Source organism: Caulobacter vibrioides, from assembly GCF_002858865.1.
GTDB classification, from domain to species: Bacteria; Pseudomonadota; Alphaproteobacteria; order Caulobacterales; family Caulobacteraceae; genus Caulobacter; species Caulobacter vibrioides.
Genome location: NZ_PJRR01000004.1, coordinates 39,893 through 53,239, shown reverse-complemented (window position 1 = coordinate 53,239; position 13,347 = coordinate 39,893). Strand labels below are relative to the sequence as shown.

General features: G+C 68.7%; 14 protein-coding genes and 1 pseudogene. 7 read left to right on the top strand and 8 right to left on the bottom strand.

Going from position 1 to position 13,347, the window contains the following annotated elements; all coding sequences use genetic code 11:
• Nucleotides 1-115: 115 nt before the first annotated feature.
• Nucleotides 116-1,768 carry a M28 family metallopeptidase gene (locus tag CVUC_RS00650; protein WP_096034244.1) on the top strand — a complete coding sequence of 551 codons (1,653 nt, stop codon included), beginning with the start codon at nt 116-118 and terminating at the stop codon, nt 1,766-1,768.
• Nucleotides 1,769-1,970: 202 nt separating this feature from the next.
• Nucleotides 1,971-3,359, top strand: coding sequence for an L-serine ammonia-lyase (locus CVUC_RS00645; RefSeq protein ID WP_096034818.1), 1,389 nt, complete (start codon nt 1,971-1,973; stop codon nt 3,357-3,359).
• Between the two features lie 7 nt (nt 3,360-3,366).
• Here the strand turns inward: CVUC_RS00645 and CVUC_RS20720 are convergent.
• Nucleotides 3,367-3,446: pseudogene (locus CVUC_RS20720) on the bottom strand (hypothetical protein); the annotation flags it as partial.
• A gap of 15 nt (nt 3,447-3,461) precedes the next feature.
• Between CVUC_RS20720 and CVUC_RS00640 the strand changes: the two are divergent.
• The gene (locus CVUC_RS00640; protein WP_096034245.1) at nt 3,462-4,289 is read left to right on the top strand and encodes a DUF72 domain-containing protein; all 828 of its coding nucleotides are present in this window, start codon (nt 3,462-3,464) and stop codon (nt 4,287-4,289) included.
• A gap of 149 nt (nt 4,290-4,438) precedes the next feature.
• On the opposite strand, the gene CVUC_RS00635 is transcribed toward CVUC_RS00640, so the two are convergent.
• Together CVUC_RS00635 and CVUC_RS00630 are read right to left on the bottom strand one after the other, a co-directional pair.
• Nucleotides 4,439-5,224, bottom strand: a complete 786-nt coding sequence (locus CVUC_RS00635; protein ID WP_233279793.1) for a DUF1295 domain-containing protein — start codon at nt 5,222-5,224, stop codon at nt 4,439-4,441.
• 176 nt (nt 5,225-5,400) lie between these two features.
• Nucleotides 5,401-6,624 carry an acetyl-CoA acetyltransferase gene (locus tag CVUC_RS00630; RefSeq protein WP_096034247.1) on the bottom strand — a complete coding sequence of 408 codons (1,224 nt, stop codon included), beginning with the start codon at nt 6,622-6,624 and terminating at the stop codon, nt 5,401-5,403.
• Between the two features lie 110 nt (nt 6,625-6,734).
• Between CVUC_RS00630 and CVUC_RS00625 the strand changes: the two genes are divergently transcribed.
• On the top strand, nt 6,735-7,688 hold the full coding sequence (locus CVUC_RS00625; protein ID WP_096034248.1) for a winged helix-turn-helix transcriptional regulator: 954 nt from the start codon (nt 6,735-6,737) through the stop codon (nt 7,686-7,688).
• A gap of 102 nt (nt 7,689-7,790) precedes the next feature.
• On the opposite strand, the gene CVUC_RS00620 is transcribed toward CVUC_RS00625, so the two are convergent.
• Nucleotides 7,791-8,792: a dipeptide epimerase gene (locus tag CVUC_RS00620; protein ID WP_096034249.1), complete on the bottom strand. Its 1,002-nt coding sequence runs from the start codon at nt 8,790-8,792 to the stop codon at nt 7,791-7,793.
• A gap of 30 nt (nt 8,793-8,822) precedes the next feature.
• On the bottom strand, nt 8,823-9,038 hold the full coding sequence (didA, locus tag CVUC_RS00615; protein WP_096034819.1) for a DNA damage-induced SOS-independent cell division inhibitor A: 216 nt from the start codon (nt 9,036-9,038) through the stop codon (nt 8,823-8,825).
• Between the two features lie 115 nt (nt 9,039-9,153).
• On the opposite strand from didA, the gene CVUC_RS00610 reads away from it, so the two are divergent.
• Nucleotides 9,154-9,462: a polyhydroxyalkanoic acid system family protein gene (locus CVUC_RS00610; protein WP_096034250.1), complete on the top strand. Its 309-nt coding sequence runs from the start codon at nt 9,154-9,156 to the stop codon at nt 9,460-9,462.
• An 8-nt stretch (nt 9,463-9,470) separates the two neighbouring features.
• On the opposite strand, the gene CVUC_RS00605 is transcribed toward CVUC_RS00610, so the two are convergent.
• On the bottom strand, nt 9,471-9,881 hold the full coding sequence (locus CVUC_RS00605) for a DUF983 domain-containing protein (protein WP_010920951.1): 411 nt from the start codon (nt 9,879-9,881) through the stop codon (nt 9,471-9,473).
• Here CVUC_RS00605 and CVUC_RS00600 point away from each other — a divergent pair.
• Nucleotides 9,880-11,295, top strand: a complete 1,416-nt coding sequence (locus tag CVUC_RS00600) for a PLP-dependent aminotransferase family protein (protein WP_164468217.1) — start codon at nt 9,880-9,882, stop codon at nt 11,293-11,295. The genes CVUC_RS00605 and CVUC_RS00600 overlap by 2 nt on opposite strands.
• Here the strand turns inward: CVUC_RS00600 and CVUC_RS00595 are convergent.
• Both CVUC_RS00595 and CVUC_RS00590 read right to left on the bottom strand, forming a co-directional pair.
• Entirely contained in the window at nt 11,292-11,492 is a 201-nt protein-coding gene (locus CVUC_RS00595) for a hypothetical protein (protein WP_024265907.1), read from the bottom strand. The genes CVUC_RS00600 and CVUC_RS00595 overlap by 4 nt on opposite strands.
• Before the next feature lie 65 nt (nt 11,493-11,557).
• Entirely contained in the window at nt 11,558-12,190 is a 633-nt protein-coding gene (locus tag CVUC_RS00590) for a TetR/AcrR family transcriptional regulator (protein WP_010920954.1), read from the bottom strand.
• A gap of 77 nt (nt 12,191-12,267) precedes the next feature.
• On the opposite strand from CVUC_RS00590, the gene CVUC_RS00585 reads away from it, so the two are divergent.
• Nucleotides 12,268-13,344 (top strand): efflux RND transporter periplasmic adaptor subunit, encoded by a 1,077-nt coding sequence (locus CVUC_RS00585; protein WP_164468218.1) that lies wholly within the window; start codon nt 12,268-12,270, stop codon nt 13,342-13,344.
• Nucleotides 13,345-13,347 lie beyond the last annotated feature (3 nt).

Genomic DNA, 13,347 nt, shown 5'->3' with positions numbered 1-13,347 from the left:
CGGCGAATGCCGGGGAGGTCGGGCGTATGGGGTAGCGGTAACGCACTTCCCCTAGGGGCAAGAGCCCTCTAGGGTCCGCGCCCAACGACAAGATTTGCTCCAAGAGGGCTTACCGATGAAACGCCTGCTGCTCGCCACCGTCCTGATCGCCGCGCCCATGCTGGCGCACGCGTCCGACGCGCCCAAGATCGACCCCGCCAAGCTGACGGCCCACATCAAGACGCTGTCCTCGGACGCCTTCGAAGGTCGCGGCCCGGCCACCGCGGGCGAAACCAAGACCGTCGCCTACATCTCCGAGCAGATGAAGGCGGTGGGCCTGGAGCCCGGCGGCGACCTGAAGGACGGCAAGCGCCTGTGGACCCAGGACGTGCCGCTCAGCAAGTTCGACATCGACGGCCCGGTGACCGCCCACGTCATGGTCGGCGCCGACCACATCATGCTGAGCCAGGGCGAACAGGTCGCCATCCGCGCGGCGATGACCCATGTGAACGCCGTCTCGATCAAGGACGCCCCGATCGTTTTCGCCGGCTACGGCGTCAAGGCGCCCGAGCGCAATTGGGACGACTTCAAGGACCTGGACGTCAAGGGCAAGGTCGTTGTCGTCCTGATCAACGATCCGGACTTCGAGACCGGTTCCGGTGACTTCGGCGGCAAGGCCATGACCTATTATGGTCGCTGGACCTACAAGTTCGAGGAAGCCGCCCGCCTGGGCGCGGCCGGCCTGCTGATCGTCCACGAAACCGCGCCGGCCTCGTACGGCTGGGCCACGGTCAAGAACTCCAACACCAACACGATGTTCGACATCGTCCGCAAGGACCCGACCAAGCAACATCCGCCTATGGAAGGCTGGATCCAGCGCGACGTCGCCGTCGACCTGTTCAAGAAGGCGGGCCTGGACTTCGAGGCCCTGAAGAAGGCCGCGCAGAGCCGCGACTTCAAGCCGGTGGAACTGAAGGGCGCCACCTTCTCGGCGGACTACAAGGTCAAGCACGAGACGATCGTGTCGAAGAACGTCGTCGGCAAGGTCACCGGGGCCAAGCGTCCGGACGAGACCGTGATCTTCAGCGGCCATTGGGACCACCTGGGCGTCGGCCTGCCGGACGCCAAGGGCGACAAGATCTATAACGGCGCCGTCGACAACGCGACCGGCATCGCCGCCATGCTGGAGATGGGCCGCCTGGCCGCCAGCGGCCCCAAGCCGGACCGCTCGATGGTGTTCCTGGCGGTGACCGCCGAGGAGCGCGGCCTGCTAGGCTCGGAGTACTACGCGTCCAATCCGCTGTATCCGCTGGCCAAGACGGCGGGCGTCATCAACACCGACGCTCTGGATCCGACCGGCCCGGCCAAGGACTTCACCATCTCGGGCAACGCCAAGCTGGATTTGCTCGACGACCTGATCGCCAAGGGCAAGGCCGTCGGCCGCACCTACACGCCCGATCCGGCCACCGAGGCCGGCTATTTCTACCGCTCGGACCACTTCCCGTTCGCCAAGCGCGGCGTGCCGGCGATCTCGTTCGGCTCGGGCGAGGACCTGGTCGAGGGCGGCGTCGCGGCGGGCAAGGCCGCCTCGGACGCCTATCGGATCAACGCCTATCACCAGCCCGCCGACGAGTGGAACGACAGCTGGTGCCTGGACGGCATGAGCGCCGACATCGCTCTGGTCTACAGCGTCGGCCGCGATCTGGCCGGATCGAACCGCTGGCCTGAATGGGGCGAAGGGGCCGAGTTCAAAGCCGCGCGCGACGCCACCAAGGCGCAGCGGAAGTAAGAAGAAGCAGGGGAGCTGGGTGGTCGCCACCCTCTCCCCCGACCTCCCCGGCGAATGCCGGGGCCCAGATTCAGCCTGAGCGGTTGAAGGTGACGCGCCAGCGGCCTTACCCGCCCGGCAGACGCTTATGGGTTCGATCTGGACCCCGGCATTCGCCGGGGAGGTCGGATTTGATGAGCGCGGAGATATTCACAGTTCCCCCATGACCGCCTCCGTCTTCGACCTCTTCAAGCTCGGCGTCGGCCCGTCGAGCAGCCACACCATGGGGCCGATGACGGCCGCCGTGCTGTTCATCGGCCGCCTGCGCGACGCCGGCAAACTGGCCGCCGTCGCGCGGGTGGAGACGCGGCTCTACGCCTCGCTGGCCCTGACCGGTCGCGGTCACGCCACCGATCGCGCGGTGATCCTGGGCCTGATGGGCTTCGTGCCCGCTGACCTCGATCCCGACGCGGGCGAAGCGGCGCTGCTGGACTGTCAGGCCAGCCAGTCGCTGAAGCTGGGCGGTGAGGTCGATATCGCCTTCGACGAGGCGCGAGACATCGTCTGGCTGGGCCATGAGCGCCTGCCGCAGCATCCGAACGCCCTGACCTTCGCCGCCTATGACAAGGCCGGTCAGGTCCTGGCCGAGCGCACCTATTTCTCGATCGGCGGCGGCTTTGTCCGTGACGAGGCCGAGATGGGCCGCAACGCTCCGCCCGAGGACGGCCCCGCCATTCCCTTCCCGTTCGAGAGCGCCGCTGACCTGCTGGAACGCGCCGAGCAGGCGGGCCTCTCCATCGCCGAGGTCATGGCCGCCAACGAGCGCGCGCGGATGAGCGAGGGCGAGATGAACGCCGGCCTCGACCGCATCTTCGGCGCCATGGAGGCCTGTATCGATCGCGGCATGCGCCAGGAGGGCGTCCTGCCAGGCGGGCTCACCGTCAAGCGCCGCGCCCGCCAGATCCATCAGACCATCCAGGGCCGGATGGAGCGCCAGATGAGCGATCCGCTGGCGGCGATGGACTTCGTGAACCTGTGGGCCATGGCGGTCAACGAAGAGAACGCCGCCGGTGGCCGCGTCGTCACCGCCCCAACCAACGGCGCGGCGGGGCTGATCCCGGCCGTGCTGCGGTTCTTCGTCAGGTTCTACAAGGGCACGCCCGAGCAGATCCGCACGTTCCTGCTCACCGCGGCCGCCATCGGCGCGCTCTACAAGATGAACGCCTCGATCAGCGGCGCCGAGGTCGGCTGCCAGGGCGAGGTCGGGGTCGCCTGCTCGATGGCGGCGGCGGGCCTGGCGGCCGCGCTGGGCGGGACCAACGCCCAGATCGAAAACGCCGCCGAGATCGGCATGGAGCACAATCTCGGCCTCACCTGCGACCCGATCGGGGGTCTGGTGCAGATCCCCTGCATCGAGCGCAACGCCATGGGCGCCATCAAGGCCATCGACGCCGCGCGTCTGGCCTTGCTGGGCGACGGCCAGCACTCGGTGTCGCTGGACAAGGTGATCGCCACCATGAAGCGCACCGGCGAGGACATGAACGAGATCTACAAGGAAACCTCGATGGGCGGCCTGGCGGTGGGTCTGTCGGTGAACCGGGTGGAGTGTTGATCACTCGCCCCCTCCGGGCCTGACGGCCCTCCTCCCCCGGAGGGGGAAGAAGGGCTCCTTCCGCCCCCGCTGGGGGCGGACGACCTCGCAACGCGAGGTCAGGTGGGGGCGGCTCGGGGCTTGCCGTCAGCGCTCTTTTTGCTAGGGTGCCGAACGCGAACAAGAGGGGAACAAATGCGCATGGGCAAGATCCGAACCGGCATCGGCGGCTGGACGTTCGAGCCCTGGCGCGGGACCTTCTATCCCGATGATCTCAAGCAGAAGGACGAGCTGAAATACGCGTCGTCCAAGCTGACCAGCATCGAGATCAACGGCACCTACTATTCGACCTTCAAGCCCAACAGCTGGATGAAGTGGCGCGACGAGACGCCGGACGACTTCGTGTTCGCGGTCAAGGCCAGCCGCTTCTGCACCAACCGCCGGGTGCTGTCGGAGAACAACGACTCGCTCGAGAAATTCCTGTCCCAGGGCCTGGAAGAGCTGGGTCCCAAGCTTGGCCCCATCAACTGGCAGTTCATGGCGACCAAGAAGTTCGATCCGGCGGATTTCGAGGGGTTCCTGAAATTACTGCCAAACGAGCAGAAGGGCGTGCGCCTGCGGCACGCCATGGAGGTGCGCAGCCCCACCTTCGCCTGCCAGCAGTTCTACGACCTCTGCGCCCAGTACGGCGTGGCCATCGTCTACGCCGTCGACGACGAGGCGCCCGAATGGCCGCGCATCGACCAGCCGACCGCCGACTTCACCTATGCCCGCCTGATGTGCAGCCGCGAGGACGAGCCGACGGGCATGACGTCGGAGGAGCTGGATGGGGTGGTCGCCCAGACGCACAAATGGGCGGAGCGTGGCGACGTGTTCGCCTATTTCATCGCCGGGGCCAAGGTGCGTAACCCGGCGGCGGCGATGGCGTTGATCGGGAAGCTGGGGACGTAGGGAAAACCCTCTTTCCCGGTCCAATCCGTGTCATCCCGGAAGCCTCGCAGAGGCTATCCGGGACCCAGGGGGTGACAGAGCTCTGTGCGCGCCGCCCCTGGGTCCCGGCTCTACGCTACGCTTCGGCCGGGATGACACGGCATTTTTGTTTAAACCTTCTTCGGAAACCACGGCACGAAGCCGCTGGTCCGCGCGACATACTCCTCATAGCCCGGCTTGCTCTTGCGCATCTTGCCTTCCGTGGTCGGCACGCCGCTCCACTTGGTCAGCAGGAAGGTCATCAGCAGCGGACCCGGCAGGGCCCAGGCGCCCAGGCCCGTCTCGGCGGCGATCAGATAGAGACCCCACCAGACGCAGGCGTCGCCGAAATAGTTCGGGTGGCGGGTATAGCGCCACAGGCCCTTGTCCATGACCTTGCCGGCGTTGTCGGGATTGGCCTTGAAGGCGGTCAGTTGAGCGTCGCCGATCGTCTCGAACAGGATGCCGACGATCGTCAGGGCCGCGCCGGCATAGGCCAGACCGCCCAGCACGCCCGGCCCCTGGCCCAGCTGCACCGGCAGGGCGACGAAGTAGCTCAGCACCGCCTGCAGGCCGAACACGATGATCAGAGACGTCGTGGCGAAGTTCCAGCGCTTGGTCTTCTCATAGTGGGCGAAGATCGCGACATAGCGGCGGTCCGCGCCGTGCTTGCGCCAGCGCCACAACAGATACAGCCCAAGCCGCGCGGCCCACAGGGTGCAGAGCCCCGTCAGCAGCAGGCCATGCGGCGTGTGGGCGCCCTGCAGCAGGGTGCTCCAGGCCAGCAAGGCCATGCTGGGGCCCCACCAGGCGTCGATGAAGCTGACGTCCTTCGTCCGCAGACTGACGGCCCAAAGGGCGAGGAACGCGACCGCCGACACGGCGGCGTTGACGGCGAGGATGGTCAGGAGGGACATGGAGGGCTCTGGGCGGAAGATGCGGTTGATACGGGCGAAGGTCGGTACTGGATCCTCCCCCTCGTGGGGGACGTGTCGACGCGTAGCGGCGACGGAGGCGGAAGAGACAAGATCAGCAAGACCTCCCCCTCCGGCGCTTCGCGCTACCTCCCCCGCCAGGGGGAGGACTTTGATCCCTACGTCCCCACGACAAAACTCACCGTCGTCGTGGTCGATCCCCCGATGTTCAGGGTCTGGACCGTCTTGGCCCCCTCGACTTGATAGTCGCCGGCCTGGCCGGTGGTCTGTTTCCAGGCGTCCAGCACCATACGCACGCCGGTGGCGCCGACCGGATGGCCCGTGCCGATCAGGCCGCCCGAAGGGTTGATCGGCAGCTTGCCGCCGATGGCGATGTCGCCGTTCTCGACCGCTTTCCAGCTCTCGCCGGGGGCGGTCAGGCCCAGGTGGTCGATGGCCATGTATTCGGTGGCGGTGAAGCAGTCGTGGGTCTCGACCGCGTCGAGGCCCGAAACATCGGGCGCGATCCCGGCCCGGGCGCGGGCGTCGAGAATGGCGCGGCGCACCTGCGGGAAGATGTAGTCCTGGTCGCGGCTGGCTTCGATCTTCCGCGCATAGCTGAGCGGCGCCGAGCGATGACCCCAGCCCTTGATGCGGGGAAGGCTCTCAAGCGCGATCCCGCGCTTGTCGGCATAGGCCCGGGCGCGCTTTTCCGAGGCCAGGAAGATGACGGCCGAACCGTCGGTGACCTGACCGCAGTCCTGCTTGCGGGTGCGGCCCTCGACGACCGGATTGGCGACCTCATCGGCGGTGAAGGCGTCGGGCCCGAAGTTCCAACCGCGGGTCTGGGCGTTGGGATTGCGCTTGCCGTTGGCGAAGTTGACCTCGGCGATGCCCATCAGGTGCTCGTACTTCAGCCCATAGCGGCGATCGTACTCGTCGGCGAGGTCGGAGAAGGCGCGCGGCCACAGGAAGCGGGCGTCCTGGAACTCGTGTCCGACCCAGGCGGCGCTGCCCAGGTTCTCGGCCGCCTTCTGGCCAGGGACGTTGCGCATCTGCTCGACGCCGACCACGCAGGCCAGATCATAGCGCCCGGCCTCGATCTCGGCGGCCGCGGCGAGGATGGCGACGCTGCCCGAGGCGCAGGCCGCCTCGTGGCGCGCGGTCGGCAGGCCGTCGAACGCCGGATGCACCAGACCGAACATGCCGCCCAGGTGCCCCTGGCCGGCGAACAGCTCGGCGGCGAAGTTGCCGACATGGCCAGTCTCGACGTCCTTGGGATCAAGGTCCACGGCGGCCAGGCCCTCGCCCACCGCTTCGGCGAAGGCGTCGGCCAGCTCGCGGCCTTCGCGGCTCCAGTTGGCGGCGAAATCGCTCTGCCAGCCGCCCAGTACGTAGACCATGGCTCCACCCCACTTGTTTTAGTTAGTCCGATTATACAAGCGACTTGTCCGGAGTCCACGCCGTCGTCGAACATTGACTTGTCAGACCGAAACGCTCCACCAAGCCCGCCATGGTCCCGCCGACGGCTCCAGACCCTGCCCGGACAGCGCTGGTGCGCCGCAGTTCAGCCGCCCGCGCGCTGAACCTGATCGGCGACCGCTGGACCCTGCTCGTGCTCTACGCGGCCTTCATGGGCGTCAAACGCTTCGACGGCTTCGTCGAGATGACCGGCGTGGCCCGCTCTCTGCTGACCGATCGCCTCAAGCGCCTGGAGAGCAGCGGCGTCCTGGCGCGTCGGCTCTATCAGGACCGGCCGCCCCGCTCCGAATATCGCCTGACGCCGATGGGTCGCGACCTCTACGACTCGGCGCTGATGCTGCTGGGCTGGGAGATGCGCTGGCGCTTCGATCCCACCTGCCCCTCGCATCAGATCGTCCACACGACCTGCGGCCAGCCGCTGAAGCCGATCCTGTGCTGCGCGGCGTGCGGCGAGGCGGTGAAAGTCCGCGACATCACCCTGTCGCCGGGTCCGGGCGCCGGTCTCGAGCCCGCTCCGCGCGCCCGGCACTCGCGCCGCGCCAGCCATGACGACGTCGGCGGCGAGGCGCTGCATCCTATGCTGGAGCGTGGGATCGAGGTGCTGGGCGACCGCTGGACCGCCCACGTGGTCGCCGGCGCCTTCTATGGCCTGCGCCGGTTCAAGGATTTCCAGGACGAACTGAAGGTCGCCAGCAACATCCTGACCGACCGCCTCGAACGGCTGGTGGCGCGCCACATGCTCGAGAAGGTCCGCTACCAGGAAAAGCCTGAGCGCTGGGAATACCGGCTGACCACCGAGGGTCGCGATCTCTTCCCCCTGATCGCCGCCCTGATGACCTGGGGCGACAAGTGGCTGTCAGGAAACGAGGGTCCGCCGGAAATCCTGACACATCGTTGCGGCGCTCGGCTGGAGCCGGTGGTGCGATGTGGTTGTTGCGGCGGCGGAGTCGATACGGGGAACACGCGGATTGAATCCTCCCCCTAGCGGGGGAGGTGTCGCCGCAGGCGACGGAGGGGGAAGTTCTGAGGCGCCTGCCGCCTCCCCTCTCCGGTCGCTATGCGACCACCTCCCCCACAGGGGGAGGATTTAGAGCCATAGCCCTTCCCCGTCCGCTCCATCCCCCCAAAACCCCGGCTGCGGCGGCGTGATCCGCCCACGCTCCACCCGCAGGCCGCCGGGGTGATCGAGCGCCAGCCACCAGGGCCCGTCCAGATCGGCGAAATCGCTGGCGCCGCCCAGATGCAGCGCCGGCGCGACGCCCAGGGACGACGCCACCATGCAGCCCGTCATCACCTGGAAACCCAGGGCGCGGGCCGCCTTGAGCATGGCCACCGCCTCGGTCAGGCCGCCGGTCTTGTCCAGCTTCAGGTTCACCGCCGAATAGCGCCCGCGCAGGGCGGCCAGGTCGCCGCCGACATGCACGCTCTCATCGGCGCAGACCGTGAACGGCGGATCCCAGCCCTCCAGCGCCTGGTCCTCGCCGGCGGGGAGCGGTTGTTCGACGAGGGCGATCGGCAGGTCGGCCAGCAGAGGCTTCAAGTCGTCGAGAATGTCGAAGGTCCAGCCCTCGTTCGGGTCGACGATGAAGCGGGACTGCGGCGCCGCAGCGGCCACGGGGCGCAGGCGCGCGGCGGGATCCTCGGCCGACAGCTTGATCTTGATCAGCGGCGCATCGGCGACAGCGCGCGCGGCGGCGCCCATGGCCTCAGGGGTGTCGAGACTGATGGTGACGGCCGTGACGAGATCGCGGGGGACAGGAAGGCCCGTCGCCTCTGCGACGCTGACTCCGGTGCGCCGCGCCCGCAGGTCCCAAAGCGCCAGGTCGAGCGCATTACGGGCCGCGCCCGGCGGCAAGGCGGCGCAGGCGGCCTCCACGTCATCGGCCGCGAGCGCCGGCGCCAGCTGGGCCAGCACGCTCTCCACCGTCTCGCCGTAGCGGGCGTAGGGCACGCTCTCGCCGCGCCCGACATGGCCATCGATCCGCGCGATCACCTCGACCACCTCGGCGGCGGTCTTGACCCCGCGCGAGATGCGGAACGGGGCCTTCAGCGGATGCGAGACCGGGCGAGCGGAAGCGGCGATCGACATGACCGCAGGGATGGCGCCGTTCGCCGGCCTCTACCAGCCCCAGTGACGCGGGATCGGCGAGTCGGCGCGGCGCTCGGCCATCACCTTCAGGGCCAGGGGCCGGTCGACCACGAACAGCATGAGCCAGACCAGCACCACGCCGGCGTAATGGACCGCGCCCCAAAGGCCGCCCGGACGACCCGGACGCACGAAACGGGCGGACCGGCGCGGCGCGGCGAACGGCTGGGTCATGGCGAAGTCGGTCATGTCGTCGTCCCTCATCTGATGGAAGCGACCTTGGCCGGGCCATACGCCAGAAACGGACGTATTGAACTTGCCGCGCTGTGCCCGCATTTCAACGATGTCGATTGAAGAGGATTCCATGGCCAAGACCGTCAGCATCAACATTCCCCACCAGCTGGGCGCGGCCGAGGCCAAACGGCGCCTGGAAGAGGGCCTGTCGCAACTGGCCGGCCAGATCCCCGGCGGCGACGCCTCGCGCTTTTCCCAGAGCTGGGCGGGCGACGTGCTGAACTTCTCGGCCGTGGCCATGGGCCAGACGATCACCGGCGTGGTGCAGGTGCTGGACGACCATGCGCGCCTGGACCTCTCCCTGCCCGGCCTGCTGGGCATGGCCGCCGGTAAGATCAAGGACGAGCTGAGCCGGCGCGGGCAGCTGCTGCTGAAGTAGGTCAGCCCTCAGAGCCGCCGCGAATCGAAGTCGTGGCGGCCCAGGCTCTCGAAGCGGCCTTCCTCGGCCTTGTTGATGTACTGCGCGGCGACCAGCCAGCTCTTCACCGGGCGCAGGGTCATGAGGCAGCCCAGCAGGAAGCCGGGGAACACCGTGACCAGATGCACCCACATCGGCGGGCGATAGACGACCTCGACCCACGCGAAGACGGCGGTGACCAGGATGCCGACACCGCTCATCACAAAGAACGCGGGACCATCGGCCGGATCGGCGAAGCCGTAGTCCAGGCCGCATTGGTCGCAGGCCGGCGCCAGCTTCAGGAAACCCTGGAAGAGCTTACCCTCGCCACAGCGGGGACAGCAGCATTTCAGGCCGGCCCGGATCGGGGTCGGAGCGTTGGGATAGCTGGCGTCGGCCATGAAAAGCCCTTCCTACAATCGCACGATTGATCCATACATTACGCGCTCAATGTATGGATATGCCGTCATGCCCGCAACTAAGGGATCGCCGAATCCGGCCGCCGCGTGGCTGCGGCGCGTGGAGGCGTTCGATGGCCCGGCCTATCGCCGGATCGCCCTGGCGCTGGAGGCGGCGGTCGCCGAAGGTGAATTGCAGGCCGGCGACCAGATCCCAGCACAGCGCGAGGTCGCGCGGCTGATCGGCGTTGATTTCACCACTGTGACCCGCGCCTACGGCCTAGCCCGCGAGCGCGGCCTGATCGAAGGAACCGCCGGTCGCGGCACATTTATCCGCCTACGGATCAATGAAGACGAGGCCGGCCTCATCGACCTCTCGATGAACCTGCCGCCGCCCCCGGAGGGCCTGAATCTGGCGGGTCTTCTGCAGGACGCCACCCGCGCCATCCTGGCGCGCACCGAACCGGCCACCCTGATGGCCTATCACCCGGGAGCCGGCTCGCTGGCCCAGCGCAGCGCGGGCGCGGCGTGGCTGGCGCCGACCCTGGGCCCGGTCGATCCGGGGCGCGTGGTGGTGACGGGCGGCGCCCAGACCGCCCTGTCGGCCCTGCTGGATTACCTGGCCGCGCCCGGCGATACGATCATCGTCGAGGCCTTCACCTATCCGGGCCTGCTGGCGACCGCGCGGCGGCGAGGCCTGACCTTGGTGGCCTGCCCGCTCGACGACGAAGGCCTGCAGCCCGAGGCGCTGGCGCAGCTTGTGGCGCAGCATGGCCCGCGCCTGATCTGCTGCACTCCGACCTTCCAGAACCCGACCGCCGCCACGATGAGCCCAGCGCGTCGCGCCGCCGTGGTCGAGATCGCGCGGGCGGCCGGCGTGACCATCCTCGAGGACGACGCCTATGGGCTGTTGCCGGCCTCGCCCGCGCCCGCCCTGGCCGCGCTTTGGCCCGAAGGGGTCTACCACGTGGCCACCACCGCCAAGGCGCTCTCACCGGGCCTGCGCCTGGCCTATGTCGTGGCCCCGCCCGGACGCGCCGAGGGCTTCGCCCAGGCGCTGCATGCGATCGCCCAGATGCCGGCGCCGCTGATGGCGGGGATCGTCACCCAATGGATCCGCGACGGCGTGGCGGCCAAGGTTCTGGCGGGCGTGCGGTCCGAGGCCGTCGCGCGCCGGGCCCTGGCGGCGACCCTGCTGCCGCGCGCGGTCGGCGACGCCGAAAGTCTGCATGTCTGGCTGGCGGGCGCGGAAGCGCCGCCGGCGGCGCGCGAGCGGGGCCTGGCGCTGGTGGGGGCGAACGCGTTTCGGGCGCCCGGCGTTACGGGCGAAGGCCTGCGAATATCCTTGGGCGCGACGGCCAAGCGCGCCGCGTTGACGCAGGGTTTGAAGGCGCTCGCGACGCTGAGCGCCCCCTAGAAGCCGTCGTCGTCCTCGGCCTCGGCGCCGTCCGCCTCGCCGCCCATGGCGTTCTCGAGGCTGTCGATGATGTCGTCCATCTGGTCGGGCGTGATCGAGACGTAGAGCGACTCGCCGCCGATGGCCGAGACCAGCAGACGGTAGCCGTCCTCGGTCTCCTGCAGGCTGAACGATTGAAGCGGCAGGAGCTTGGCCATGGGGGATCCTTCCCGAGAGAGCGTGGGCCGAGAGAACGAGGCGCTCATCTAGAGAAGCACAGGCCTTACTTCAACGCGCCTTTGCGCAGCATCGCCACGTGGGTGGCGATCAGTTGCTCGCGGTCCACCCAGGGAAACTCCGGGCGCGCGATCAGCAGCGACACCAGGCCATGCAGGCCGGCCCACAGCGACTGGGTCGCCGCGATGGCGTCGTCGCTGACGATTTCGCCACGGGCGTGGAACTGGGCCACGATCTCGGCGAACACCGCGAAAACCGCCTGACCCGCGATCATGGGCCGGCCACCGGTCTTCTCCAGGAACGAGCCGTCGACGCTCTTTTCCAGCATGAAGGCCACCCGGTAGGCGTCGGGATGATCGAGCCCAAAGTCGATATAGACCCTAAGGCAGCGCTCGAAGTGCTCGGCGGTGGGCACATAGTCGACGCGCACCGCCTCCATGCGCTGACCCAGAATGGCGAAGGCCCGCACGCAGAGCTCGGCGGCGATATCGTCCTTGGTGGCGAAATAGGCGTAGAGCGCCGGCTGCGAGATGCCGGCGATCTCGGCGATCTGCCGGGTCGAGACGGCCTGCACGCCCTTCTGGCTGAACAGGGTCAGGGCCGCGTCGAGAATCTCCTCGCGACGCTCGCCCCCATGCCCCTTGGGCTTCCGGGGCGAACGGGTCTTGGGTGACTTCATTCAAGATGTCCTAGGCGTCGTCACGCCAGCTTGACAATACGCTGTTATCAATCACTGATAACTTATCGCTGATTGATTTGGAACAGCTTATGTGGCGGACCCCGCTCCCTCCCCTGGCGGCCCTCCTCCTGGCGGCGACGTTGAGCGCCTGCGGCGGCAAGACCGAAACCGATGCGCCGGCCCCGCCGACGCCGGTCGAGGCCGCTCGCGTCGCCGCCCCTGACGCCGCCGGCGCGGTGACCGGCGCGGGAGCGCTGGAGCGCCGCCGCGAGATGGCGCTGTCGTTCCGAATCCCCGGCGTGCTGACGACGATGAAGATCGAGGCCGGCGACAGCGTCCGGGCCGGACAGCTGATCGCCGCCATCGACCCGGCCGGCGTCGACGCCCGCCAGCAACAGACCCAGGCCGACCTCGAGCGCGTGCGTCGCGACCTCGAGCGCGACAAGGTGCTGTTCGAGAAGGGCTATGTCAGCCGGCAGCGCATCGACGACCGGACAAGTGCGCTGAAGGCGGCCCAGGCCGCTTATGACGCCGCCCATTTCGACCGGCGTTGGGCCAATCTGGTCTCGCCGGTCTCGGGCGTCGTGCTGGAACGCCGCGCCCAGGCGGGCGAGGTGGTCGGCGCGGGTCAGGTCGTCGCGCGGGTCGCAGACCTGACCAGCCCGCTCGTTTTGCGCCTGCCGCTGGCCGCCCGCGACGCCGCCCGCATCCGCGTCGGGGACCCCGCCACGGTCAAGGTCGATGAGATCGGCGAGACCGCCCTGAACGGCCGCGTCACCCGCGTCGGCGAGGCCGCCGACGCCCGCACCGGCGCCGTTCTGGTCGAGATCGAGCTTTCCGCGCCGCCCTCAACCTTGCGCAGCGGTCAGGTGGCCCACGCCACGCTCAATGTCCGCGCAGCCCCCGGCGTCGCCACCACCTACGCCCGCGTGCCCGCCGAAGCGGTGCTGGAGGCCAATGGCCAGCGCGCTTTCGTCTTCCGCGTCGACGGCGGCAAGGCGCGGCGCACGGCCGTGGGCTTTGGCGGCTTCGACGGCGACGACGCCCTGGTCTCGGGTCTGCCGAACGGCGCCCAGGTCATCACCGCCGGCGCCGGCTTCGTCTCCGACGGCGAGGCGGTGGCCGTGGTCGATCCCACACGGCTGGGGCGCTAGACC